Origin of the sequence: Corynebacterium minutissimum (assembly GCF_000805675.1) — a bacterium.
In the GTDB taxonomy this organism is placed as follows: domain Bacteria; phylum Actinomycetota; class Actinomycetes; order Mycobacteriales; family Mycobacteriaceae; genus Corynebacterium; species Corynebacterium minutissimum.
The window spans coordinates 227,215-251,002 of sequence record NZ_JSEF01000004.1; the positions used below are offsets into that span (position 1 = coordinate 227,215).

22 protein-coding genes and 2 tRNA genes are annotated in these 23,788 nt (G+C 60.2%); 19 read left to right on the plus strand and 5 right to left on the minus strand.

Going from position 1 to position 23,788, the window contains the following annotated elements; all coding sequences use genetic code 11:
• Positions 1-131: 131 nt before the first annotated feature.
• The 13 genes from NX84_RS01875 (at position 132) to NX84_RS01940 (ending at position 15,127) form a co-directional block, all read left to right on the plus strand.
• Positions 132-2,672: a YhgE/Pip domain-containing protein gene (locus NX84_RS01875; protein ID WP_039673146.1), complete on the plus strand. Its 2,541-nt coding sequence runs from the start codon at positions 132-134 to the stop codon at positions 2,670-2,672.
• Positions 2,672-4,720: a YhgE/Pip domain-containing protein gene (locus tag NX84_RS01880; RefSeq protein WP_039673148.1), complete on the plus strand. Its 2,049-nt coding sequence runs from the start codon at positions 2,672-2,674 to the stop codon at positions 4,718-4,720. The genes NX84_RS01875 and NX84_RS01880 overlap by 1 nt, the downstream gene beginning before the upstream one ends.
• 120 nt (positions 4,721-4,840) lie before the next feature.
• Entirely contained in the window at positions 4,841-6,205 is a 1,365-nt protein-coding gene (locus NX84_RS01885; protein ID WP_039673150.1) for a TrkH family potassium uptake protein, read from the plus strand.
• 1 nt (position 6,206) lies between these two features.
• On the plus strand, positions 6,207-6,890 hold the full coding sequence (locus tag NX84_RS01890) for a potassium channel family protein (RefSeq protein ID WP_039673153.1): 684 nt from the start codon (positions 6,207-6,209) through the stop codon (positions 6,888-6,890).
• 60 nt (positions 6,891-6,950) lie between these two features.
• On the plus strand, positions 6,951-7,313 hold the full coding sequence (locus NX84_RS01895) for a YidH family protein (RefSeq protein ID WP_039673155.1): 363 nt from the start codon (positions 6,951-6,953) through the stop codon (positions 7,311-7,313).
• The gene (locus NX84_RS01900) at positions 7,310-7,609 is read left to right on the plus strand and encodes a DUF202 domain-containing protein (RefSeq protein WP_039673157.1); all 300 of its coding nucleotides are present in this window, start codon (positions 7,310-7,312) and stop codon (positions 7,607-7,609) included. Before NX84_RS01895 ends, NX84_RS01900 begins: the two co-directional genes overlap by 4 nt.
• Before the next feature lie 346 nt (positions 7,610-7,955).
• The gene (locus NX84_RS01905) at positions 7,956-9,530 is read left to right on the plus strand and encodes an SLC13 family permease (RefSeq protein WP_039673159.1); all 1,575 of its coding nucleotides are present in this window, start codon (positions 7,956-7,958) and stop codon (positions 9,528-9,530) included.
• A gap of 33 nt (positions 9,531-9,563) precedes the next feature.
• Positions 9,564-10,631, plus strand: coding sequence for a GTP-binding protein (locus NX84_RS01910; protein WP_039673161.1), 1,068 nt, complete (start codon positions 9,564-9,566; stop codon positions 10,629-10,631).
• 151 nt (positions 10,632-10,782) lie between these two features.
• Positions 10,783-10,858 (plus strand) — tRNA-Arg (locus NX84_RS01915).
• 619 nt (positions 10,859-11,477) lie between these two features.
• Positions 11,478-11,942, plus strand: a complete 465-nt coding sequence (locus NX84_RS01920) for a hypothetical protein (RefSeq protein ID WP_039673163.1) — start codon at positions 11,478-11,480, stop codon at positions 11,940-11,942.
• A gap of 931 nt (positions 11,943-12,873) precedes the next feature.
• Positions 12,874-13,779 (plus strand): DUF418 domain-containing protein, encoded by a 906-nt coding sequence (locus tag NX84_RS01930; RefSeq protein ID WP_039673167.1) that lies wholly within the window; start codon positions 12,874-12,876, stop codon positions 13,777-13,779.
• Positions 13,779-14,927: a trypsin-like serine protease gene (locus NX84_RS01935; RefSeq protein WP_039673170.1), complete on the plus strand. Its 1,149-nt coding sequence runs from the start codon at positions 13,779-13,781 to the stop codon at positions 14,925-14,927. The genes NX84_RS01930 and NX84_RS01935 overlap by 1 nt, the downstream gene beginning before the upstream one ends.
• Positions 14,928-14,938: 11 nt before the next feature.
• Entirely contained in the window at positions 14,939-15,127 is a 189-nt protein-coding gene (locus tag NX84_RS01940) for a hypothetical protein (RefSeq protein WP_039673172.1), read from the plus strand.
• Positions 15,128-15,399: 272 nt separating this feature from the next.
• Here NX84_RS01940 and NX84_RS01945 read toward each other — a convergent pair whose 3' ends face one another.
• On the minus strand, positions 15,400-16,428 hold the full coding sequence (locus NX84_RS01945) for a prephenate dehydrogenase (RefSeq protein WP_039673174.1): 1,029 nt from the start codon (positions 16,426-16,428) through the stop codon (positions 15,400-15,402).
• Positions 16,429-16,467: 39 nt separating this feature from the next.
• On the opposite strand from NX84_RS01945, the gene NX84_RS01950 reads away from it, so the two are divergent.
• The 4 genes from NX84_RS01950 (at position 16,468) to NX84_RS01965 (ending at position 17,921) form a co-directional block, all read left to right on the plus strand.
• Complete coding sequence (locus NX84_RS01950; protein ID WP_039673176.1) at positions 16,468-16,971, plus strand: tRNA adenosine deaminase-associated protein; 504 nt, start codon at positions 16,468-16,470, stop codon at positions 16,969-16,971.
• A 34-nt stretch (positions 16,972-17,005) separates the two neighbouring features.
• Positions 17,006-17,449 carry a nucleoside deaminase gene (locus tag NX84_RS01955; protein ID WP_039673311.1) on the plus strand — a complete coding sequence of 148 codons (444 nt, stop codon included), beginning with the start codon at positions 17,006-17,008 and terminating at the stop codon, positions 17,447-17,449.
• 92 nt (positions 17,450-17,541) lie between these two features.
• A complete protein-coding gene (locus NX84_RS01960; protein ID WP_010188406.1) occupies positions 17,542-17,739 on the plus strand; it encodes a CsbD family protein in 198 nt (65 codons plus the stop codon).
• A 91-nt stretch (positions 17,740-17,830) separates the two neighbouring features.
• Positions 17,831-17,921, plus strand: a tRNA-Ser gene (locus tag NX84_RS01965).
• A gap of 48 nt (positions 17,922-17,969) precedes the next feature.
• Here the strand turns inward: NX84_RS01965 and NX84_RS12900 are convergent.
• Positions 17,970-18,137, minus strand: a complete 168-nt coding sequence (locus NX84_RS12900; protein WP_010188407.1) for a hypothetical protein — start codon at positions 18,135-18,137, stop codon at positions 17,970-17,972.
• 181 nt (positions 18,138-18,318) lie between these two features.
• Here NX84_RS12900 and NX84_RS01970 point away from each other — a divergent pair, with 181 nt between their 5' ends.
• Positions 18,319-20,751, plus strand: a complete 2,433-nt coding sequence (locus NX84_RS01970) for an MMPL family transporter (protein ID WP_039673179.1) — start codon at positions 18,319-18,321, stop codon at positions 20,749-20,751.
• 6 nt (positions 20,752-20,757) lie between these two features.
• The gene (gene tgt / locus NX84_RS01975) at positions 20,758-22,041 is read left to right on the plus strand and encodes a tRNA guanosine(34) transglycosylase Tgt (protein ID WP_039673181.1); all 1,284 of its coding nucleotides are present in this window, start codon (positions 20,758-20,760) and stop codon (positions 22,039-22,041) included.
• On the opposite strand, the gene NX84_RS01980 is transcribed toward tgt, so the two are convergent.
• The 3 genes from NX84_RS01980 to NX84_RS01990 form a co-directional block, all read right to left on the minus strand.
• Positions 22,029-22,760 (minus strand): sortase family protein, encoded by a 732-nt coding sequence (locus tag NX84_RS01980; protein ID WP_039673183.1) that lies wholly within the window; start codon positions 22,758-22,760, stop codon positions 22,029-22,031. The two genes, tgt and NX84_RS01980, sit on opposite strands and share 13 nt — an antisense overlap.
• Entirely contained in the window at positions 22,753-22,917 is a 165-nt protein-coding gene (locus tag NX84_RS12905) for a DUF6290 family protein (RefSeq protein WP_169744695.1), read from the minus strand. The genes NX84_RS01980 and NX84_RS12905 overlap by 8 nt, the downstream gene beginning before the upstream one ends.
• 119 nt (positions 22,918-23,036) lie before the next feature.
• Positions 23,037-23,771: a queuosine precursor transporter gene (locus NX84_RS01990; RefSeq protein WP_052319615.1), complete on the minus strand. Its 735-nt coding sequence runs from the start codon at positions 23,769-23,771 to the stop codon at positions 23,037-23,039.
• Between the last annotated feature and the right edge of the window lie 17 nt (positions 23,772-23,788).

The window sequence follows — 23,788 nt, forward strand, 5'->3', positions numbered from 1 at the left end:
AAGTTGGCGGGGTGTGGGCAAGGGTTTTGTTTCAGCAAACCATATCAATCGTTAATTGTTAATTATGGAAATTTGCTTTATGGGTTTCGGCAGGCTAGAGACTTGGACTTTCAACGGGTACACTCCCTTCAGTGCGCCAAAGTTGGAAGATTTTTATCAGAGATGTAGCCAGGCTTGGCCGCGTCCCCAGGGCGTGGATCATCCTCATCGGACTCATCATCACCCCCGCGTTGTATTCATGGGTGAACATCGCGGCTTTTCGTGATCCTTATGGCCATACCAACAACATCAAAGTGGCCGTGGTCAATGAGGATAAGGGTGCAAACAACGAGCTCACCGGGGACATTGATGTCGGCAGCGAGGTCATTGAAAAGCTGAAAAAGAATGACCAGCTAGGCTGGCAATTTCTTGAGCGCGACCAAGCCGAGAAAGCCCTTTTAGAGGGAGACGTGTATGCCTCGGTGACGATTCCGGAGGACTTTAGCGAGAACCTCGTGAGCATGCTCGACGGGAAGTTCACGCAGCCGCAACTGGTCTACCGCGTCAACGAGAAGAACAACGCCATCGCCGTGAAGATCACGGATACCGGTGCCAAAGGTTTGGACAAGCAGATTACGGCAGCCTTCAAGGAGCAGGTGGCCACGGTTGCGGCGGAAAATGTTAAGGACACCGGTACCGACTTCGAGCGAAAAGTCACGCGCGCGATGAACAACACCAGCTCCGCGTTCGGGGAGACCGCGCAGGAGATTGACGGCAACCGCGAGAACCTCGCGCGGATCCAGGGAAAGCTTGACGCCGCTGCTGATTCCACGTTGGGCGCCAAGTCTACGGTGGCTGATGTGAGTGCTGCGCTGGGCGACGCCCAAACAGCCCTCGCCGAGGTCTCCTCCCTAGTCGAGCAGGCCCAAGGGGGCATCGGTGACTTCACCGACCAGACCACAGGTGCCTTCGTCAGTGGCGCAAGTGCGGTGGCGGACGGTACCGCCCAGGCGCAGGAATCCATTGCGGATGTCACAGCTGGCCTGAACCAGGCCGGTGACCGTTTCGATTACGCCACGCAGCGAGCCAACACCGCCATTGATGCGAGCGCAGAATCGATTGCGCAGCTTAAAGCCCTGCGCGATTCCGCAACGCTCTCACCGCAGGTGGCCAAGGAAATTGATGATGCCATCCAGCGCCTTGATGAGGGTAATGAATCCAACCGCCAGTTGGTGGGAAACCTCAGTGCGCTGAGCAAGGATACTCAGGCCGCGGCGGACAACCTGCAGGCTAGTGCGGAGGCCATCAACCAGGCAGCAGCCGATACTAAGGCCACGTCGCAGACGCTGCGCGATACCGTGACCACCGCCGTTCCGGAGATCAACCGCGCCATGAGCAGCCTGAGCTCCACGGCGAGTGCTTTGAGTTCCACCCTGGAAGCCCAGAAGGGAACCATGCAGGAAGCTGATGGGCTTCTGGAAGGTGTGGCCCAGCAGCTTCGGGCCACGAAGGACACCTTGTCTGATTTCGATGCCAACCTCCTTGCCCTACAGGACAGTTTGCGCGCTATGCAGGGTGATGTGGGTTCGCTGCGTGCTGCGATGAACTCCAAAGTCGTTCAAGATGTCACCGGGCTGGATGCGGAAGAAATCGGTAAGTTCTTTGCCGAGCCCATCGAGCTGAAGACCGAAACCGTGTACCCGGTGGACAGCTACGGCTCCGCCATGGCAGCGCTGTTTACCAACCTCTCCCTGTGGATCGGCGCCTTTGTCCTCATGGTTATCTTCCGGGTCGAGGTGGATAAGGAAGGATTCCACCGCGTCACGGTGGGTCAGGCCTACCTAGGCCGCTTCCTCCTCATGGCCTTGATGGTCATCATCCAGGCCATCACGGTGACCGTCGGTGACCTGCTCATCGGCGTGCAGACCGTGAACGCGCCTGCCTTCATCCTGACGGGCGTGCTCGTGGGGCTGGCCTACTTGAGCATTATCTATGGGTTGTCGACGTCGCTGGGGCACCTCGGCCGCGGCCTCTGCGTGGTCTTTGTCATTATCCAGATTCCGGGTGCTTCGGGCCTGTACCCGATTGAGCTGTTGCCCAACTTCTTCCACAGCATCTACCCGCTGCTTCCGTTCACGTACGGCATTGACGCCATGCGTGAAACCATCGGTGGATTCTACGGCAACCACTATTTCAAGAACATGGGCGTGCTGGCCTTCATGTTCCTCCTCTTCTTCGTCTTCGGCCTGTTGCTGCGTAAGGCTTTGGCGCACTTCAACGTCATCTTTAACCGCGAGCTGCGGGATACCGAGCTCTTTGACTATGAAAATGTGCAGGTTGTCGGCTCCGGCTACCGCATCGCGGACGTCATCCAGGCGTTGGATAGCCGCAGTGGTCTGAAGAAAGATTTGGACCGCCGCGCGCATGACTGGGGCTACTGGCTCAAGCTGGTGGCCATCGCCGGTGTTATCGGAGTGGTGATCCTCATCGTCGTCTCGGGTCTCTTGCCCGACCAGAAGCCGCTGCTTCTGGCTATTTGGACGGCATGGTGCTTCCTCATCATTATCGCCGCGGTCACCCTGGACTACCTACGCATCAGTCTGAAGCAGTCCGCAGAGCTGGTGACGTTGGATGAGGATGACATCAAACATCCGGCTCGCATCGGGGCCGACTCCACGGAGGGGGATAACTAATGCGTGGAACACTCGATCTTTTCGTCAACGACATGCGCACCGCATGCCGCAACGTGATGAGCACGGTGATGCTCGTGGGCCTCGTCGTTATCCCGATGCTGTTCACCTGGTTTAACGTTCTGGCCAGCTGGGATCCCTTCGATAACACCAGCCAGCTCAAGGTGGCGGTGGCTAGCAAGGACACCGGCTATAAAAGCGATCTGTTGCCGGTGCCCATCAACGTCGGCGACCAGGTGCTCAATGAGCTACGTGCAAACGAGCAGCTGGATTGGGTTGTGACGACTTCCGATGAGGCGATTGAAGGTACCAAGTCCGGTGAGTATTACGCAGCCATCGTGCTGCCGGAAGATTTCAGTACCGACATGATGAACTTCTACACGGATGGATCCAAGCCCGCCGACTTGTCCTTCTATACGAATGAGAAGAAGAATGCGCTGGCGCCGAAGATCACTGGTCAGGGTGCAGAAGGCGTGTCGGCTCAGGTGGCCGAGGCCTTCACCACGACGGTCGGTGACGTCTCCTTCGATCTGGTCACCTCACTCTCCGACTTCTTGAGCCAGGGCGATACCAAGGCTGTGTTGGACCGGATGCAGGCGCGCGCGGATGGTGTGCAGACCCAGCTGGACATGGCCGCGCGTACCGCGCGTTCCCTCGCGGGCCTGGTGGATACCGCGGTTCCGCTCATGGAAAGCGCCCAGCGCATTGCGGACTCGGCAGACCTGGAGCTGCCGGAGATCCAGTCTTCCTCACTCAATGTTTCCACCGACGCCCTGCAGCAATCCCTCGATGCCACCGCCGCCAGTTATGACGTGGTACGCCAACGCATTGATGCGCTTTACGACGACGCCTCCGCCTCCCGCGCCGACCGCGTTGCCGCGCTCAACACCTTGGCCGGCCAGGTAGAAGGCACCATTGCGCAGTACCAGAACCTGCATGGCCACATTGAGGCCCTCCCGATTCCCGTAGGGGATAAGGAGAAAGCGCTAAGCAGGATCGAGGACGCTATCGACGCCGAGCGTGCCCTTCATGCGCGCCTTACGGCCGCCGCCAACGCTCCCGAACCGACGAAGCCGGATCTCTCCAGCCTCGATGATGCCAAGAAGGCAGTGGAGGGGATCTCCACCTCTGGCCTGCGTGAATCCTTGCGCGCGCTGCAGGATTCCCTGGGCCAGGTCAGCGCGGATCTGGATACCGCGAAGACTCCCGTCACCATTGATTCCTCTTCCTTGACGGATGCTCGGGATGCGGTACAGAAGCTCGCCTCTGGCTTGCAGGACAAGGCGAACAAGTTTGGTGATCTAAAGAAGGACATCGATTCCGCTGCGGAATCCGGGGATCTGAAGAAACTCGCGGACCTTATTGGTTCAGATCCGGACGCCTTAGCGCGTGCGATTGCGGCCCCAGTGGACGTCGACAGGCAAGCGGTCTACCCCGTCAAGAGCTTCGGCGCCGGCATGACGCCCATGTACACGGCGCTGGCGCTGTGGGTGGGCGCGCTGCTGACCGCAGTGAGCGTGCGCACGGATGTTGTGGACAAGGACAAGTATTCGCCGATGCAGCGCTTCTTCGGGCGCTTCGGTATTTTCGCGGCAGTCGGCCTCATGCAGTCGACGATGCTCATTTTGGGCCTCATCTTCTTCGTGGGCATCGAGCCTGCGCACCCGATTCTCATGCTGCTGGCAGGCTGGGTAAGCTCGCTCATCTTTATGCTGATTTGCTACACCTTCGTGGTCTCCTTCGCCAACGCCGGTAAAGCCTTAGCGGTGCTGATGCTGGTGATTCAGGTGTCCTCGTCGGGCGGTGCCTATCCATTGCAAGTGCTTCCGGAGTGGTTCCAGAACATTAGCCCCTGGTTGCCGGCGACCTACACCATCCGTGCACTCCGCGCGGCCATCGCCGGAACTTATCACGGCGATTTCTGGCTCTCGCTGCTTGCCCTCTTACTCTTTGCCGTGCCGATGCTGGTTTTGGGCGTGGTCTTCCACAAACCGTTGGAGAAGTTCACCAACGGCTGGGTAGAGACTTTGGAGAAGACCAAGTTGATGTAGCGCCTACTTTGTGGCGCTACCTTCGGCGTTATTGATTGTGAAGCTTCGCATAATGAAATCGCACTATCCAAGGCTTAGGGGAGTGTTCATCTGAGGTAATAGGTTGTAAGCTGAAGCGCTGTGAAACGCGGTCATTTCTTGGGCCCAGCTCGGCTCACCGCCGCGGGCTTTATCCTGCTCATCCTTGTGGGAACGGTGCTGCTGATGCTGCCGATTTCCGCCAACGTTCCGCAGTGGACTCCATTTTTGCCTGCGTTTTTCACTGCGACCTCAGCAGTTTCCCTAACGGGTCTCGTGGTGGAGGACACCGGGACTTACTGGACGCCCTTTGGCCAAGTGGTCATCATTACGCTCATCCAGCTGGGCGGCCTCGGCATCATGAGCTTGGCTTCGCTATCTGGCATGCTTCTGACCGGCCGCATCAGCTTCAAAGCTCGCAGAACTAGTGCTGCGGAGGGCCGCGCCGTGACTTCTGGCGGAATTCGCCGCGCCTTGCTGCTTACCTTGGTGATGACTCTGATCTGCGAGGCCATCGTTGCCGTATTTATCGGCGTGCGTTTAGCCACCGAACACGGAGTAGCACCAGGACGCGCGGTGTGGGAAGGCATCTTCCACGCTATTTCGGCCTTCAACAACGCCGGGTTCAGTACCTATTCCGATAGCGTCGTTTCCTTTGCCGCTGATGGTTGGATCCTTCTTCCCCTTGCCTTCGCCCTGATTACCGGCGGCTTGGGCTATCCCATGCTGGCGGAGTTCGTGCGACGGGCCCGCGCACGGCTAACGCGCTGGCGTGGTGGTACACCGCGCATTCACCGCATGTCCATGACCGCCCGGATGACGCTGGGCGCCACTGCGTTCTTGCTGCTGGGTGGCACCGTTGTTTTCCTCCTGGCAGAAAACTCTGGGGTACTACACGGGATGCCGCTGGGCCAGAAGCTCATCAACGCCTTCTTTATGAGCGCTTCGCCCCGAACGGCAGGTTTTAACGCCATCGATTACGGTGAGGCGAACCCGTTGACGCTGATGGTCACGGACATCTTGATGTTTATCGGCGGCGGCTCCGCCGGTACAGCGGGCGGCATCAAGGTCACCACTACATGCGTTCTGGGCGCGGCGATGATTTCTGAATTCTTGGGCCGGGAAGACACCTCCATCGGGCACCGTCGCCTGCCGCTGTCCACCTTCCGTCAAGCCCTCGCGCTGACCGCCGCCGGAATGATCGTCGTTGCCGTAGGTGTGGCAACGCTGCGCATCTGGGACCCCGAGTTCACCGCGGACCAGGTCACTTTCGAAGTCATGTCCGCCTTCGCCACCGTGGGTTTGTCCACGGGTATTACCGCAAGTTTGTCCGCACCATCACAGCTCATGCTGTGCCTCATCATGTACGTTGGCCGCGTAGGCCCAACCACCTTCGTGGCGGCACTGGCCGCCCGGACTATTAGCCTGCGCTACCGCTACCCCGAAGAAAGGCCGTTCATTGGCTAACATGTTCAGCGCCCTGCGGCGTGAAAAGTCTTCCATCAATATTCCGCCGGTTGTTGTCATTGGCATGGGGCGGTTCGGTTCTTCCCTGGCCCGCGAGCTGATGGAGCATGGAGTGGAGGTCCTCGGAATCGATGCCGAGGAGAAGCACGTGCGCGAACACGCTGCGTACCTCACCGAGGCGGTGACCGCGGATACTACCGACGCCGAGGCCCTCCGCCAGCTGGGTGTTGATGAAGTAGAGCGCGTGGTCGTGGCCATCGGTTCGGATCTGGAGGATTCCATCCTTACGGCCTCCAACCTCGTGGAGCTCGGGGTGAGCGATATCTGGGCCAAGGCAGATTCGGATGCGCACGCCCGTATCCTGCGCCAACTGGGAGTGCACCACGTGATCCGCCCGGAGCGCGATACGGGCCGCCGCGTGGCACACCTGTTGGGCGGGCGCTTCGAGGACTTTGCGGAGATCGCCACCGACTATGGCGTGACGGCGATGACCCCGCCGGCGTCGATAAGCAAGGGCCCGCTCAACCTCCACCAGGTGTGGGAGGAACACAACGTCCAGCTCATCTCACGCTGTGAGGGGCCCGGCCAATGGCGCCCGCTTGTCGACGGCACCGAGCTCACCCACCGCGACCTCATCGTCGTCGCCGGTAGCCCCGCAGATCTTGAGGCCTTCTCGCAGTCCTAGGCACGGCGTCTGGGGTGCCTCGCACTGTGGAGCGAGGAGTGGGGCACTACAGTGGCGCGTATGACGAAGGCACGTTTTCCGGGCTCGGTGTATGGAACAGGGGAAGAACCCGACCCGCGCTTCAGTATGGCTAATGAGCGCACCTTTTTGGCGTGGATCCGCACGTCGTTGGCCTTTATCGCGGGTGGTGTGGCTCTGGAGACCTTCGAGCTGCCCCTGAACAGCACGTTGACTCGCGTCGTTTCCGTCATCATGCTGATCGTAGCCATCATCCTGCCGGCAGTGGCATGGTTTCACTGGGGTGCCTCTGAGCGCGCGATGCGTCATGGGCGTCCGCTCCCGGCCAGTCCGGCGTTGGCGTTGATTGTTGGTGTGGTGATCATCATCGGCCTGATGATTCTGGTGGGCGAGCTGCTAGCGTGAGCGAGCTTTTTGATCCCGGCCTCCAACCTGAGCGCACCCGCTTAGCCTGGCAGCGCACGGGCCTAGCCGGCCTCATCGCGGGTTTGCTGGTCGTTCGTTCCGTTGCGCCATGGGCGGCTCTGATTGTTGGAGTAGTAGTGGGTGTTGTGCTGTGGTTGGCCACCGCCAAGCTTCGCCATGCTGACGAGATCCTGGCTCGAGCCCAATCGCCCGCCCTGCCCGGAGCTCCGGCGCTCGCCGCAGTTGCGCTGGGCACGATGCTCCTCGGGGCAGTTGCCTTCGCCGCCGTCTGGTAGCACCAAACCCCCAGAGCTCGATCCCGAAACACCCTGGTGGGTGGTGGGGCGTCGGCAAGCGCTTGGCGACGCCCACCTGCAGGTTGCGGGATCGAGGTCTGGGGATCTGCGGAAGAAGGGAATTGGGTGCGGACTGCCCACACATTGGTGAGCATTCTTTGCAGCTAATCTGCAAAAGATTTTGCGAACAGGGGTGAATCTGCGGCCTGAGTGGGGGTAATGACCGGAAAGTGTTTGTTGGCGGTCTGTGACCTCGATAACCTAAACGTGTAGGCCCATTCGGCGATCCCTATAACTCTCTCTCGGCTGAATGGGGGGCTGGTTAACCAGGAAAAGGAGGGGGCAGATGACTACCCCGCATACTCACGTCTCAACATCGCACACGGAGGGTGAAGACGACCACGGCGTTGATACGCGCGAATGGCGTCGCATGGCTATTGGCCTTATCCTCGGGCTCGTTTTGGCTGCTCTCGTGTGGTTTATTTTCCCGAGCAACGCCGTCGACACCGTGCTGCAATCGCCCGGTGCTAAGGATGACACGGAATACACCCAGAGCGCGCTGCGCGCCGTAGCGGCCGTGACCATTCTCATGGGTGTGTGGTGGATGACGGAGGCCATCCCTCTGGCCGCCACCGCGCTCTTACCGCTGGTCATCTTCCCGCTGGCCGGCGTTGGCACTATTAAGGATGTGGGCGCGCCCTATGCCTCGTCCACCATTTTCTTGTTCATGGGTGGCTTCCTCATCGCCCTGGCCCTGCAGCGCTGGAACCTGCACCGTCGTATGGCGCTGTTCGTGGTGAAGGTTGTTGGTACCTCGCCGAAGCAGCTGATCCTCGGCTTCATGCTGGCTACCGGCTTCTTGTCCATGTGGGTGTCCAACACTGCTACCGCGGTGGTCATGCTGCCGATCGGTATTTCGGTTCTTTCTCTTACCGCTGATGCCGTGGGTGGCATGGCGAACCAGAAGAAGTTCGCTACGGCCCTCATGCTGGGTATTGCCTACTCGGCGTCGATTGGCTCGCTGGGCACGCTCATCGGTACCCCTCCGAACGCCCTGCTGTCTGGCTACATGAAGGAATCCCACGGAATCGTCCTGGGCTTTGGTAAGTGGATGATGGTGGGCATGCCGCTGGCATTCATCTTCCTGTTTATTGCGTGGTTCCTGCTCATTACGGTGTTTAAGCCTGAGGTAGACAAGATTCCGGGCGGCCGTGAGCTCATCGATTCCGAGATTGAAAAGCTCGGCCCATGGACCGGCCCGCAGGTCATGACGGGCATTATCTTCCTGGCTGCTGCGCTTGCCTGGGTGATTATCCCGTTCTTCGTAGATAAGGAATCGAACTACGACGATGCCATCGTGGGCATCGCTGCTGGCCTGCTGCTCTTCACCATCCCAGCTGATGCCAAGAGCGGTGTGCGCCTTCTGGACTGGAAGACTGCGAACGAAATGCCGTGGGATGTTCTCCTGCTCTTCGGCGGCGGCCTGTCCTTGTCCTCGATGTTCAACAAGTCCGGCCTGTCCCTGTGGATTGGTGAGATGGCCAAGGGGCTGGGTAGTCTGCCGACCATCCTGCTCATCGGTTCGGTGGCCCTGCTCGTGCTCTTCCTGACGGAGATCACCTCCAACACCGCAACCGCTGCGACCTTCTTGCCCATTATGGGCGGCGTGGCTGTGGGCATCGGTCTTACCCAGAATGGCGACATCAATGTCCTGCTGCTCACCATCCCGGTGGCGCTGGCCGCAACCTGTGCGTTCATGCTGCCGGTGGCAACTCCGCCGAACGCGATTGCTTACGGCTCTGGCTACGTCAAGATCGGCGACATGATCAAGGGTGGTATCGGCCTCAACCTGATTGGCTGTGTGCTCATCACCATCACCGTTTACCTGCTTGCCATTCCGGTGTTTGGGTTGGTTCTGTAGCCCTCCAGTATTGAAAAACGTTATCATTACGGGATGGCTACACCCGTTACCGTGCTGTCCGGATTTTTAGGCAGCGGAAAGACCACCCTTCTCAACCACCTGCTTGCTAACCGTGAGGGGCGCAAGCTGGCAGTTGTTGTCAATGACTTCTCCGAAGTCAATATCGATGCCGCCCTCGTCGCCGGCGAGGGCCATCTTGAACGCGGCGAAGACCGTTTCGTTGAGCTCTCCAACGGCTGCATTTGCTGTACGTTGCGCGAGGATCTCATTGAGTCCGTCGGCAAGCTTGCCCGGTCCGGACACTTCGACCAGATTGTCATCGAGTCCACCGGCATTTCTGAGCCCATGCCTGTCGCTGCCACCTTCGAGTGGGAATTTGAAGATGGGACCACGCTTGCCGATGCCGCCCCCATCGACACCATGGTCTCCCTCGTGGACGCCTCCACGTTTCTGGCTAATCTTCGCCGCGGCCGCAGCCTGGTCTCTGAGAACATCGAGGCCACGCCTGACGACGACCGCACCATCGCCGACCTCCTCGTGGACCAGGTCGAATTCGCCGATCTTATCCTCATCACCAAGACGGACCTAGTGGAGGCCGCCGAAACCGAGCGCGTCATTGCCACCGTGCGTGCCATGAACCCTCGCGCCCGCGTCGTGCCCGTCACCAACGGTGTCATCGACCCCACGCTGGTTCTCGACGCCCACCTCTATGACACCGCCACCGCCGCGACCTACCACGGCTACGCGGAGGAACTGGCCAACCCACACACCCCCGAAACCGAGGAGTATGGCATCTCCTCCGTGGTCTTCCGCGCTGACCGCCCCTTCAACCGCGAGCGTCTGCTCAAGGCCCTGCGCGCCAGCACCGGCCTGGTGCGTTCGAAGGGTTATTGCTGGATTGATACCGATCTGCGCGTAGCTCACGCTTGGCAGCAGGCCGGCCCCAACCTGCAGATCATGCCGGCGTCCCTATGGGCTGCTAACGGCGTCACGCCCGGCACCGAACTCGTGCTCATCGGTATCGACTTCGATCACGAGTCCACCCTCAGGGCCTTCCGTAACGCCGTGCTGTCCGACGCCGAAGTGGCTGACCTCGTTTAGTCCCTCATAAAGGTGAACACGGGGTGAATTGCTATGCCCATTCGCGCGGGCGAAAACATGCATTGACAAGGGGATTTGTCAGTTTTCGGGCGTGTGGGTATAGTTATTCCTCGTTGCACGGCAGAGCGCACGCACTGCTTGCCAACGGACTGCGCCCGTAGCTCAACGGATAGAGCATCTGACTACGGATCAGAAGGTTGGGGGTTCGAATCCCTCCGGGCGCACCATGTGAAGTCTCGAGACATCGTTCCGGTCGGTGTCTCGAGATTTTTCGTTTTCGAAGCTGAGGCCGACATTGAGGCTTGAGGCTACATTCACGGTAGATAAGGTCCAGAAATTTGTGATTTTTAGCCCTTATCTACGGTGAATGACAGTGACAGGTGTGCGAGACCCAGGGCTGTGGGCTGGAGCCCGAGAATCGGATAGCCGCAACGCCTCGGATACTCCTGAGGACAGGGAACTGTGTGGGCCGAGATTGTGCCCCATTTGTGGTCTTTAAACGCGATAATAGTTCCGACCTCAGCTGTCGTTCATAGGTTGAGACACTTCTAGAACTGCTCCCGAAAGCGCTAGAAGCACCCGAACTGGGCCTCACACAGGCATATTTTCAGCAGCCGCCACTTCGGTGTGGAAAGCCGCAGAGGATAGATGTCTCAAGACATCGCTTTTCGTCGTGTCGGGGCGGTAGTGGCTTCAGGGCTTTCTACCGGAACGATCTCATGAGACATTCGGAACGATTTCTCCGAACCAGACACCTCTGGGCACACCAAATTTTTTCGCCGCCTTCGGGTGGCTTTTCTCGTTTTCGACTCCGTGGGCTGGGCAAACCCGGTAGTGTTCTGAAATATGATCAAAGCGATTCTCACCGCCATCCTGCTATTTATCTCCTCGCTGTTTTCTAGCGCGGGTTCCTCGGAGCTGGCGGGGAGCTCGGAGGCGTGGGGGTTAAACGTCGCCAAGCATGGCATCATCACGGGCACACCCGCGGGACTGGTCGAGGCAAACGATGAGCAGATGGAGCACATCACTGCTTTCAGGTGGGAGTCTGAGGCGAGCCCAGAGGACTTCTCCTTGAATTTTCAGAACCAGGCGGTGTGGTTGCCCTGTAACGGCGGCGATTTCACCTTGGTTGAGGGTGGCGTGGAGCTCAGCATGCTGACGGATAAGGCCTGCTCTGGAGGAAAGGTTGACCTTCCCTTCGTTGTGTTCCTGTCCGAACCGGCAAAGGTAATGGTGGACCGGGATGCCTCCGCAACGCCTCAGCGCATTTACCTCGTGCGTGGGGATCAAGCTATCGCGCTTACCCGCTGAGACGCACATCACGCAGCGCTGCGTGAAACGCAGAGCTGAAAACGACCATAGATACGACCAAGCAGAACCATTGGTCAGGCTTTAGACGTCAATCACGGGTTTAGGAGTGTCAAAGATAGCGCGGTGTGTCCTGTCGGCACGGGCCAGCTATGTATCAAGCTTATTCGACTGATTGACTATCGTTTCGGAACGGCAGCCTGCAGCTTTTCCTCTAAATAGTTGCTCCGTTCTTCAAGCGCGCCAATCATTGTTATGAGTGATAGGGCCAACCGATCGGAGTTGATGCTCCCGTCCTCGTTGGGGTACTGCTCGGACAGAGTTTCCAAGCGCTGTATGAAGGTGGCGGTGATTGGGAAATGGGAAGAATCTATGTCAGGCGCGGCCTGCTTTAATAGCTGAAGTATGGCATTATTGCTGTTAGAATTCATTTTCATTTTGGTTCGGGGGGAGCTTTGAAAGTAAACGTGAAACTTATCGGAGCGGCTGCTCTGTCGATGGCAACCGTAGCAGGTGCTTCGCCCATTGCGCAGGCAGCTACTGTCAAGGTGCCAGTGGGAACCATTGCAGTAGAGGGGACATCGGTAGTCCAAGTCGTTTCCTTAGATGACCCCGAGGAAACACTGGTGCCTACGGGAATACGAAGCTAAGTTCAGCGGCATTGGAGTATGCGTACCAACCAATAAAGGAACGTGGCTGTTGTCGGTTAAATGGCGTGGCTAAAGCAGAGATATGGCTACTGCGATCGGTAATAAAGCGTAACGCCGCAGCGCATCTACCTTGTGAACGGGGACCAAGCCATCGCACTCACTCGCTGAGACGCACATCACGCAGCGCTGCGTGAAACGCAGAGCTGAACACCAACACAAATAAGAAGACCGGCCAGAGCCACTGGTCGGTCTTTCGACGTTTTCGACTGCAAGGAGATGAATAGGTGTCAGCGCGTGCCCGAATAGTGGGCCTCGATATTGCACGTTCCTTGGCCATCATCGGGATGATTATTCTGCACATGGCCAACCTGGTGTGGAGCGCCAAAGTGGTGCTCTCCGGGTTGCCGGCGGCGGGGTTCGCCATTATCGCAGGTACCACGATGATGATTCTTGCCCGCGATTACTCGCTGCGAGTTTTCCTCAAGCTGGTTGCCCGCGGCCTGCTGGTCATGCTCATCGGCGTGGCCTTGCTGCCTGTGGGCGGTGAGATTCAGGTGGTGCTCGTGGTCATGGGCGCGGCCATGGCTCTCACCGCCTGGGTGCCGCCGCTCGCCACCGTCTGGAAGGTTCTGCTCTTTGCGCTGGCTACTGCGGGCGCCACGGTGCTCTACGCGCCCTACACCCTCCCGCAGGTCTACCCCCTCGTGGCGTTCCTGGCGTACATGGTGGCGGGCATGCTGCTTTACGACGTCTACCTCACCCGCCCCACCCGCGCCCAAGCCATCACTACCGCGGTGGCTGTCGTTGTCGCCGGCATCGGCCTGTGGCAGCGCTTCAACCCGGACATTCCAGGCTGGCTGCGTTTTACCGGGCATACGGGTGTGCTTGGTGAAATCCTTCTCTCCGTGGCGGTCACTGCGGTGGTGCTGCACCTGTGCCTGATCATTGGCCGTCAGCTGCCGCGCTTGACCTTCCCCTTCGCGGCATTGGGTTCGATGTCTCTGACCATCTATATCCTGCACATTCTCACCGCTCGTTATTGGCAGGCGAATGTCTCGCTGCACAACACCATGGCAGCAGTGGGCTTTGTGCTCGCGTTCCTTCTGTTGAGCGCGCTGTGGAAGAAGTTCTGTGGAAAGGGCCCGGCCGAGAGGGCCGTGGCTTGGGCAATCAAGGAGGTGGCCGCGTAATGGTGGCACGAAAGATAACTGCTGCCCTGGCCAGCTTTGTGGCCGTGGGGCTGGGCGCTGCGCCGGCCATGGCCTTGGAATTCGCCCAACCCGCACCTCAGTCGGAGGAAAGCGCTGCCGTGGCCGCGCTGCGCATGGGCAAGATCGGTAACTTTGGCGATTGCACCGGCACACTGGTGGCCGAGCAGTGGGTGCTCACCGCCCGCCACTGCTTGGAGTCCGTCAATAACGAGGGCTCGCAGGCACGCTTTGGCCAGGGCAAAGACACCCGCGTGTATGACGTGGACTCCTGGGCGGTTTCACCGACTATCGACGCCGGCCTTATGCACCTGACCGAACCCGTCGAGGGCATCAAGCCTGCCAAGCTCGCGGATGCAGTTCCCACCGCCGGTGAGAAAGGCCACTTCTACGGCTGGAGCAGCAGCTCCCGCATGGCCCGCAAGGGTCAGCTGCCGATGGCCGAGATGGAAGTCGGCGAATTGCTATCCGGCGGCACCCCGCCGGCGAGCCCAGACGAATCCGGCCAGAAGATGACGCCGGTAGCTCCAGGAGGAGAAGCAACTGCGCCGGGTGATTCCGGTGCCATGACTCCTGGCGGCATGGCCGTTCCCGCACCAAACGGACCTGGCGGAATGGTCGCTCCCGCCCCTGGCTCGTCCGACGCTCCCCAGGTGATGAAGGGCGGCGAGATGCCAGACATCACCTCGGGCCCAGGTGGCGCGGAAAGCATCCCAGCTGGTGAGCTTGGGGGAGTGGGGCCGATGATTGCCGCTGCCATCATGGATGTGAAGTCCCTCAATGGTGAGGGCATGCAGGGCGGCGACTCCGGCGGACCGTTCTTCGTCAATGGCCATCTCGTCGGTGTGGCCACCGCTGGCACGTCGAATGCAGATCCGGACCTGCCTTCCCCGACTGCTGCTATTACGTCGGTAGTCGAAGTCCGCGATTGGATCGAGGACATCACCAGTGGTCGGGATACCGACGGCGTTCTCAACGCCGATAACTCCCCGGCGCCACCAACAACTATGCAGGTCAGTGCCTTTGTCGCGTGGCCAGCGAGCATTGCCGCGGTAGTCGGACTTATCGCGATCGCCATCTTCTCGCGTTTGCTTAACCGCAAGTCTGTCGCCGCGCGGGGTACCAACTAGGCTGAATCTCCATGAAGGAGAAACTCGTTCCGTGTCTGATCGCTGGTGCCATCCTCGGCCTAGTTCTGTGGTTGGCCTCCGGCATGTTGTGGTTGTTGCCGGTGGGCCTAGCAGCGGGCCTCATGGGCTACCCGCTCCTCGGCATCACGCGCGATGAGTCCCAAGCTCGCAAGCGCCGCGACGACACCTTCCGCGACTAAGTGCCCCACGCCACCGCACTACGCCACCGCGCACGCTGCTTCACGGTCGGTCGCTAGATGGCACCCCACAAACCGTCGACAAATGGCGCCCCACAAAAGGCATCCGCTAGAAGGCGTTTTAGGGGCCAAAAACGCCATGTGCACACCCCAAAAGGCGTTTTCAGGCGAGAAAACGCCTTTTGACAGATGCCATCTGCAAGATGCCTTTTGCTAACTGCGGGCTGCCCTATGGACAGAACCGCCTTCCGGCTGATATTCGCTGTCAGAGCCGACTAGAAGATCTCGATGCGCCCACCTAAGGATTCCGTCTGGCGTAACTGCGCTACCCAATTCGGTGCACCTGGGTGCAGGCGCAGCACCGGGCGGGAAGAAATCTTGACCGGAGAAACGGATTCCTTACGAGCACCGGATCGGGCTTCGATGCGGGTGCGGGCTCTGTAGCCAGCGTCGGCAAGCTCGGCGATTGAAGGCTCATCTGAAGCCAGCGAGTCACGGGCAGACTGCATCAACTCAATCGCCTCATCCAGGGCGGTGACCAAAGCCGTCGCGTTGGTCTCACACATCTGGCGAACCAGGTCCGGGCGGGTACCGGCCACGCGCGTGCCGTCCTTGAAAGAGCCAGCCGCCAGGGACTGCGCCAGGATGCCGCCATTATCGCCCACTACCGCGAGGGTCTCTGCCAGCACGTGCGGCAGATGAGAAATGCGAGCAACCGCAGCATCGTGGTTCGCCACGCGCACCGGCACGGCTTCTGCATGGACCATCTGCGTCATGCGGACAACATCAGCGAAAATATTCTCCCACTCGGTCGGGATACGTTCGCCGCGCGCGTCGCACTCGGCGGCGTAGTCATAAGTAATAACCCAGGCAGCGCGGTTGAACAGGCCGGTCTGCGAGTTCTCCCAGCCGGACTTGGACGTACCTGCCATGGGGTGGCCGCCCACGTAGCGCGGGTGCATGTTACGTTCAACAACGAGTTGGCGGATTTCCGCCTTCACCGAGACGACATCCGTAAAGCCGCAGCTCGGGGCGTGTTCCTGAATGGCGTCAAGAACCGAGGCAACCGCATCCATGGGCACCGCGATAACGATGAGCGCCTTGTCTTCCTCCGCGCGGCGAAGAATGGCGGGGAGGTCATCGGTGACGTCAAAGCCCTGTTTCACAGCAATGCGGGCACCGGACGTGGAGTGGTTGTAGCCGTACACCGGATGGTTGCTTGCGGCGAGGTCACGCAGCAGGGAACCACCAATGAGGCCGAGGCCGATAATGCAGACGGGGCGTTGAACATCTTGAGAACTCACGGTGACAATTGTGGCACAACCCGACTAATCTGACGAGGTATGAGCCACGACGATCTGTCTTTTTCCATCACCGTTGCCCGCAGCGAGCACGGATGGGTGATTCGCCCCTTCGAGGATGACTTCACTAACGTCAACACCTCCATTAAGGCAGTGCGCAACCTGCGTTCCGAGGGTGCGGCCTTTGCGCTGTTGTGCGTGGAGGATGACTATTTCGTCGTGGTCCGCCCAGTGCCGGGGGATGTGCGCATGCTGCTTTCCGACGCCACCTATGCCGCCGAAGACGACTTCGCCGCGGATTTCCTCGACCTGCGCGATCTCGACATCCCGGATCTAGACGAAGATGAGTGGGAGGACGCCGACCCTTATGGCGACGGTGACTTCGACATCTTCGCTGACCTCGGCCTTGATGAGGATCAAGTGGGCTACATCATTGACAACGATGAGGATTGGCCTTCCGATATGCTCCTGCGCATTGCCGGCGAGCTGGGCTTTGGTGATGAGCTGGAGGATTTCATCGACGGCCTCGACTCGGATGACTCTTAAACCAGCAGCGGGCCTGGTGCGCGCGGAGTCTCGCATGCGCCGCGCTCTGGAGGTTGCACGGACCACGCCGGCGGGGGATATCCCGGTGGGTGCCGTGCTTTACGACGCCTCCGGTAACGAACTCGCCACCGGCGTTAACCGCCGCGAGCAGCTGAATGACCCCACCGCGCATGCAGAGGTGGAAGCCATCCGCCAGGCGGTGCGCGCGCACGGCGATGGCTGGCGGCTGGAAGGCTGCGAGCTGGTCGTCACCCTGGAACCCTGCGCGATGTGCGCAGGCGCGATTCAAGCTTCCCGGGTGTCCTCGGTGGTCTTTGGCGCTTTTGAGCCGAAGACGGGGGCGTGCGGCTCGCTTGTTGACGTCCTCCGCGCCCCCGGCGCCCTCCACGTGCCCGAGGTACGCGGTGGAGTGCTGGAGGAGGAGTGCGCGGAGCTGCTCACGAGCTTCTTTGGGGGTCTGCGCGGAAGCAGCGAGTAGCCCTGAGTTGGGTAGTGGCCCCGGATCCACCTTCCGATTCGCGTGTAGGCTGGGTGGCCCACGTGAGAGACGTAGATATTAAGGAGAAAATCATGGGTGATTTCGAGAACAAGAAGGACGAGTTCGTTGGCAAGGCTAAGGAAGCTGCTGGCAACGTAAGCGACAACGAGAAGCTGGAGAACGAGGGCAAGGCCGACCAGGTCACCTCTGAGGCCAAGCAGAAGGCTTCCGACGCCGTCGAGGGCGTCAAGGATAAGGCCAACGAGGTTATCGGTAACCTCAAGGACTAATTCCTAGCCTTAGGTAGCTGAATCGCTGTCCCCGCCGCCTGGCGTGGGCAGCGATTTTGTCGCTCGGGACGACTCCCGTAATCTGGAACGCGGTGGCGTGTCCGAGCGGCCGAAGGTGATCGCCTCGAAAGCGATTGTTGGGTAACCCCCAACCGCGGGTTCAAATCCCGCCGCCACCGCCACATCCGGCACTCCAGTTTTTAGCTCTGGGGTGCCGGTCCTTTTATGTTTTAGAAGCCAGCCCGCCCTCTATCAACATCTCTTTGGAAATCCAGCGCGGCTTGGCGCGCCTCGGGGTCGTGGTCTTCCGTACGTTTGTGAATCCGCCGGCTCATCATGCCCGCTGGGATGGCAATGAGAAGGATGGCCGCGACGGCGACGATGACGAAAGTAGACATGGCGGGTCTCCTAGAGCACTTCAGTAGCTCCACATTGTAGCGCAGGCCATACTCCGCAGGGCTGGTAGAGCTCTTACGGGACCGTTAGGGCTTCACAGCCCAACTGGTTAAACTGGTGCACATTCGTGTCCACCGCCAAAGCTTCCGCGAGCAATAATCGCGCATGTGAAGGGGAATTTCCGTGGCAAAGCTGCTTTACCACCTAGGCCGCTGGTCTTACATCAATCGATGGAAGGTCATCATCGCCTGGATCTTCATTGTGGCGGCTGCGGGCGGAGCGACCTTGAGCTTAATGAAGCCGATGACCACGGAGTACTCCATCAGCGGCACGCCCGCTATTGACGCCACCCGCCGCGCGGTGGAGCTCTTCCCGGAGAACGGCAACCCGGCCAATGCGCCGACGGTCAACCTCGTCTTCAAGGCCCCGGAAGGTGAGAAGCTCAGCGATCCGCAGAATGAGGTAGCGGTGGGGGATGTGGTGCGCCACATTGCTGAGGGCTTAGATATACCGGAGGGCAGCCAACAGCGTTGGGGCAACCCGCTTGACGTATCGCCAGCACTTCAGCAGCAAGTCATTGAGCAGTTCACATCCATGGGATTGCCGGAGGAGACCGCACGGGCGGATGCCGACAACCTGGCCATGGTTAATGCTGATGAGACGATTGCTTATACCACCTTCGACTTTGACGCGGAAAGCCCCTATTCAGTCGACCCCGCGGATAAAGACGTGGTCCATGAAGCCATGGATATTGGTCGCGCCGCGGGCCTGGAGGTAGAAGCCGGCGGTGCGGGCTTCGGTGATGAAATCCAGGTCAACTCGATTTCTGAGGTCATCGGCCTCGCCGTGGCGTTTATCGTCCTCATTATTACCTTCGGTTCGCTGGCCTCCGCTGGCATGCCGCTTATCTCCGCGGTCGTGGGCGTGGGCCTGGGTGCGATGGGCGTCATGATTGCCACCCACTGGATTGAGCTCAACAACCTCACCCCGGTTCTGGCCGTCATGATCGGTTTGGCCGTGGGTATCGACTACGCGCTGTTCATCATGTCGCGCTACCGGCAGGAGCGCTCCCGCATGGACGGGCCGGATGCCGCCGGCATGGCCGTCGGCACGGCGGGCTCCTCCGTGGTCTTTGCCGGTGCGACGGTCTTCATCGCGCTCTTCGCTCTGCTCGTGGCACGCATCAGCTTCCTTACCGCCATGGGCCTGGCCGCTGCGGGCACGGTCTTCATGGCCGTGCTTGTGGCGCTGACCTTGGTGCCCGCGATGCTGGGCCTGCTCGGTGATAAAGCCTTCGCCGGGCGCATCCCCGGCGTGGCCGGCAACCCCACGAAGCGCCGCCCGCGCCGTACGAAACCAACGATGGGTAACCGTTGGGTGCGCACGGTTCAGCGTGTCCCCGGTGTCGTCATGGCCCTGGTGGTGCTCGGACTCGGTGCTTTGACCGCCCCGGTCTTGCACATGGAGCTGGCGCTTCCGGCGGATACCACGTCTAATCCGGATACCACCCAGCGCAAGGCGGCGGATCTGCTCTCCGAAGGCTTCGGCCCCGGCATCAACGGCCCCTTCCTGGTGATCGTGGATGGCGCTAACGCCAACCCGGATTCCGCAGCCTTGCAGCCCTATATCCAGGGCCAGGAGGGTGAAGAGGACGAGCAGAAGAAGGCGGCCCTTTCTTCCTTCATCTATTCCGTGCAGCGCCTGAATCAAGTGGGCGGTGTCAAGCACGCCCAGCTGGTGGGGGTGAGCAAAGACATGAAGTCCGCGCAGATCATGGTCAGCCCTACCACGGCGCCGACGGATGATGCCACGGTTGGCACCGCCTCCGCCCTGCGTACTGCCGGTGCGGAGCTGGAGGATGCCACCGGTGCCGAGATCGGCATGACGGGCCTGACCGCGGTGCAGCTCGACATCACCGAGCGCCTCGAAGAAGCCATGGGGCCATACCTTGCCATCGTGGTGGGCCTGGCCATCTTCCTGCTGCTGGCGGTCTTCCGCTCCATCTTGGTCCCGCTGGTGGCCGGCTTAGGCTTCCTGCTCTCCGTCGGCGGTGCCTTCGGTCTGACCGTGCTGGTGTGGCAGGACGGCTTCACCGGACTGGTGCCCGCGCCGGGCCCGCTGATTTCCTTCATGCCCATCTTCCTCATCGGCGTGACCTTCGGCCTTGCCATGGATTATCAGGTTTTCCTGGTCACCCGCATGCGCGAGCATTTCTCCCGTTTCCCGCAGGGCAGTGGCGGGAAGTACAGCAAGTACAACGCCAACGATGAGGCGACTATCGCCGGCTTTACCGCCGGTGCCCGCGTGGTTACTGCTGCGGCCATCATCATGATTTCCGTCTTCGTGGCCTTTATCAGCCAGCCCCTGCCCTTCATCCAGATCTTCGGCTTCGCGCTGGCAGCGGGCGTGCTTTTCGACGCCTTCCTAGTCCGCATGTCCCTCGTCCCCGCCACCATGTTCCTCATGGGGCACACTACCTGGTGGATGCCGAAATGGCTGGACAAGCTGATCCCGCAGCTGGACATCGAGGGCACCGCACTCGAGGAAGAATGGGAGCGCAAACACGCAGCAGCATCCCGTGAAGCAGAGGATAAAGCAGCGCAGCCCGTAGAATAGTTCCCTATGACCCACCCTAAGCCGCAGCTTGAGACCGACCTGTCCTTCGATGTGAAGAAGGAGCTGGACCTAAGTGGTCCAGCACAACCGGGAAAGCACGGCCGCACCGGCGTTATCCATACGCCGCATGGAGATATCCAAACCCCGGCCTTCATCCCGGTGGCCACCAAGGCCACGGTGAAGACGCTGACCCCGGAACAGATCCGGGCCACCGGCGCGCAGGCCATCCTGTCCAACGCTTATCACCTCTACCTGCAGCCGGGCCACGACATCGTGGACGAGGCCGGCGGCGTGGCTACCTTCGAGAACTGGCATGGGCCGACCTATACCGACTCGGGCGGATTCCAGGTCATGTCGCTCGGCGTGGGTTTCAAGAAGGTCCTCGCCATGGATGTGGCAGACCTGACGGACTCCGACATCCGCGCGGCCAAGAAAGAGCGCATGGCGCAGGTGGATGAGGACGGCGTGGACTTTAAATCCTTCATCGACGGTTCCACGCATCGCTTCACCCCGGAGGTCTCCATGCAAATCCAGCATGGCTTGGGCGCGGACATTATGTTTGCCTTCGACGAGCTCACCACGCTCGTGGATACCCGCACTTACCAGGAGGAATCCGTCGAGCGGACGCGCCGCTGGGCGCAGCGCTGCCTGGATGAGCACGACCGGTTGACGCTCGCCCGCGGCCCGCAGAAACCGCGCCAGTCCCTGTGGGGCGTGGTGCAGGGCGCGCAGTACGAGGACCTGCGCCGCCAGGCCGCGCGTGGGCTGGTGGAGCTCTCCGATCGTGCCGAGGCAAATGGCCGTCGCGGCTTCGGTGGCTTCGGCATCGGTGGTGCTTTAGAGAAGGAGAATCTGGGCACGATTGTGGGGTGGGTATGCGATGAGCTGCCCGTCGATAAGCCCCGGCACCTGCTGGGTATTTCTGAACCGGATGATATTTTTACCGCCGTTGAGGCTGGTGCCGATACTTTTGACTGTGTGGCGCCGACCCGCCTAGCGCGCCGCGGTGGCGTCTACACCCTCGACGGACGCCTCAACCTCACCAATGCGCGCTTCAAACGGGATTTTGCTGGCGTGGACGAGGAATTCGGCGGTTACGTCTCGGAGAACTACTCCCGCGCCTACATCCACCACTTGCTCAAGGCCAAGGAATTCCTCGCCGGCACGCTGTGCACCATGCACAACCTGGAGTTCATGATCCGCCTGGTGGATAACATTCGGGAGTCCATCGACGGCGGCTATTACGAGGCCTACCGCGATGAATTTATGGGGCGCTATTACGCCAAGTGACCGGTGACGATGACGTTGTACTCCAAGTCTGATGTGCCGTCCACCGCACACGCAATGAGCACGATACGCCCGGGAACCTCGGTATTCATGAGGTCGGCGTCGCTGCCGAGCTGATTCTTGGGGATGAGGAAGGCGTTATCCACGATCCACTCGCGGCCCGCACCACCCTCGGAGGTCATGCGGATGTGGGAGCCGTTCAGGGTGGACGTCGCAAAGCGCTGTACCTGCTCCCCGTCGAGGCCTTCCACCGTCGTGGGCGCGGTGAGGTCCACGTTGGCCGTGACCACTTCGGAGAAGGGGTTGAATACCAATTTCTGCTGGCCCCACGCATGGCCCAACACGTAAGTAGTGCCCTGTTCCGCTGTGGCGGGGGACTCGCCCCAGTCTTGTACCCAGCGCACCATGGTCTCCTGCGGACCGGCCGGGTTGAGGGGGACGACGAAGGGCATCGAGTCATAGGTCGCGCCCGTGATTGTGGCCGGGCCATCCATCTCAAACGCACCGGTCAGTGCTGGTGCCGGGCCCTCATTGAGTGGGGGAGGAGTGGGCGCTGCGCTTGAAGACGTCTCACTGCTCACCGTCATCGACTCCGACGCGGCCGCGTCGCTCGTCGTTTCAGACGACGTGGTGACTTCCTCGGCGCCCGAGCACGCCACAAGGATTAAGGCCGTGGTAAGGCCAAGGATAGGGAGGAGGGACGTTCGTAGATGCTTATGCATCGTAGATGTCCTTTAAGACCTCATCGAGGTTAAAGCGCTCGCCGGAATCCTCTGCCATTGCTGCGCGCAGTTCCTGAAGGTCGTAGTAGTCTTCGACCCGTTCTAAAAACGCTGCGCAGGCAAAATCAGATATCGGACGGCCTTCACATGCAGCCATTAATTCTCCTTTGTCACCGTGAATGCATCGTATTACGCAAGATGGGTGAAAGGAAGAGAGAAATAGACCCCCTCGGCACAGTGTGTGCCAAGGGGGTGAGAATTCGCGACGGGTCGCTGCTACTGAGGCTGTGTTGCCGTTGAGGTTTCGGCCTCATCGATAGGCACGTAATCCTCGCGGCGCTTGACCCAGGAGATAACCAGCGTGGTCAGCGGAAGCATGATGACCTCGCAGGCGGTCTTCCACAAGAAGCCCACGATGACGTAGTTCAGGAAGCCACTGAAGGAATCGATGCCGATGACGGGTGCGGCGATAGCACAGAACAGTAGAGTATCGCCGAACTCGCCAACGACGGTGGACGCAACAAGGCGGGCGATGAGGCCCTTCTCGCCTGAGCGGGCCTTCATCTTCACCAAGGTGAAAGAGTTGAGCAGCTGGCCCACAACGTAGCCGACCAAGGAGGCAGCAAGAATCTGCGGAACCAGGCCGAGAGTTGCTTCGAAAGCTTCTTGGCCTTCATAGAAGTCCGCGGCAGGTAGCCAGATGGCGATGTAGAAGGAGAGCGCGGCAAGGATAGCCATGGCGAAGCCGATGTAGACAGCGCGGCGGGTGGACTTGAAGCCGTAGCACTCAGAGAGAACGTCGCCCACGATGTAGGCAAGAGGGAAGAGGAAGAAAGCGCCATCGGTAATGAGCGGGCCCAGCTGGACGCCCTTCGTGGCATTGATGTTCGAGATGAGGAAGGTGACGACGAACACCGTGACCAGCCACGGGTACAAAGTGGAATGTACCGGGATGAATCGGATGCTCTCGCCACCGGGTTTGGTGGTTGCGGTTGCCGATTGAGTTGTCATAACACAGCATTTTTCCA

What these genes read in the sequence shown, in the direction of transcription:
- NX84_RS01880 (WP_039673148.1), top strand. Translation starts at nt 2,672, where the DNA reads ATGCGTGGAACACTCGATCTTTTCGTCAACGACATGCGCACCGCATGC.
- NX84_RS01890 (WP_039673153.1), top strand. Translation starts at nt 6,207, where the DNA reads ATGTTCAGCGCCCTGCGGCGTGAAAAGTCTTCCATCAATATTCCGCCG.
- NX84_RS01895 (WP_039673155.1), top strand. Translation starts at nt 6,951, where the DNA reads ATGACGAAGGCACGTTTTCCGGGCTCGGTGTATGGAACAGGGGAAGAA.
- NX84_RS01905 (WP_039673159.1), top strand. Translation starts at nt 7,956, where the DNA reads ATGACTACCCCGCATACTCACGTCTCAACATCGCACACGGAGGGTGAA.
- NX84_RS01910 (WP_039673161.1), top strand. Translation starts at nt 9,564, where the DNA reads ATGGCTACACCCGTTACCGTGCTGTCCGGATTTTTAGGCAGCGGAAAG.
- NX84_RS01920 (WP_039673163.1), top strand. Translation starts at nt 11,478, where the DNA reads ATGATCAAAGCGATTCTCACCGCCATCCTGCTATTTATCTCCTCGCTG.
- NX84_RS01935 (WP_039673170.1), top strand. Translation starts at nt 13,779, where the DNA reads ATGGTGGCACGAAAGATAACTGCTGCCCTGGCCAGCTTTGTGGCCGTG.
- NX84_RS01940 (WP_039673172.1), top strand. Translation starts at nt 14,939, where the DNA reads ATGAAGGAGAAACTCGTTCCGTGTCTGATCGCTGGTGCCATCCTCGGC.
- NX84_RS01950 (WP_039673176.1), top strand. Translation starts at nt 16,468, where the DNA reads ATGAGCCACGACGATCTGTCTTTTTCCATCACCGTTGCCCGCAGCGAG.
- NX84_RS01955 (WP_039673311.1), top strand. Translation starts at nt 17,006, where the DNA reads ATGCGCCGCGCTCTGGAGGTTGCACGGACCACGCCGGCGGGGGATATC.
- NX84_RS01960 (WP_010188406.1), top strand. Translation starts at nt 17,542, where the DNA reads ATGGGTGATTTCGAGAACAAGAAGGACGAGTTCGTTGGCAAGGCTAAG.
- NX84_RS12900 (WP_010188407.1), bottom strand. Translation starts at nt 18,137, where the DNA reads ATGTCTACTTTCGTCATCGTCGCCGTCGCGGCCATCCTTCTCATTGCC.
- tgt (WP_039673181.1), top strand. Translation starts at nt 20,758, where the DNA reads ATGACCCACCCTAAGCCGCAGCTTGAGACCGACCTGTCCTTCGATGTG.
- NX84_RS01980 (WP_039673183.1), bottom strand. Translation starts at nt 22,760, where the DNA reads ATGCATAAGCATCTACGAACGTCCCTCCTCCCTATCCTTGGCCTTACC.
- NX84_RS12905 (WP_169744695.1), bottom strand. Translation starts at nt 22,917, where the DNA reads ATGGCTGCATGTGAAGGCCGTCCGATATCTGATTTTGCCTGCGCAGCG.
- NX84_RS01990 (WP_052319615.1), bottom strand. Translation starts at nt 23,771, where the DNA reads ATGACAACTCAATCGGCAACCGCAACCACCAAACCCGGTGGCGAGAGC.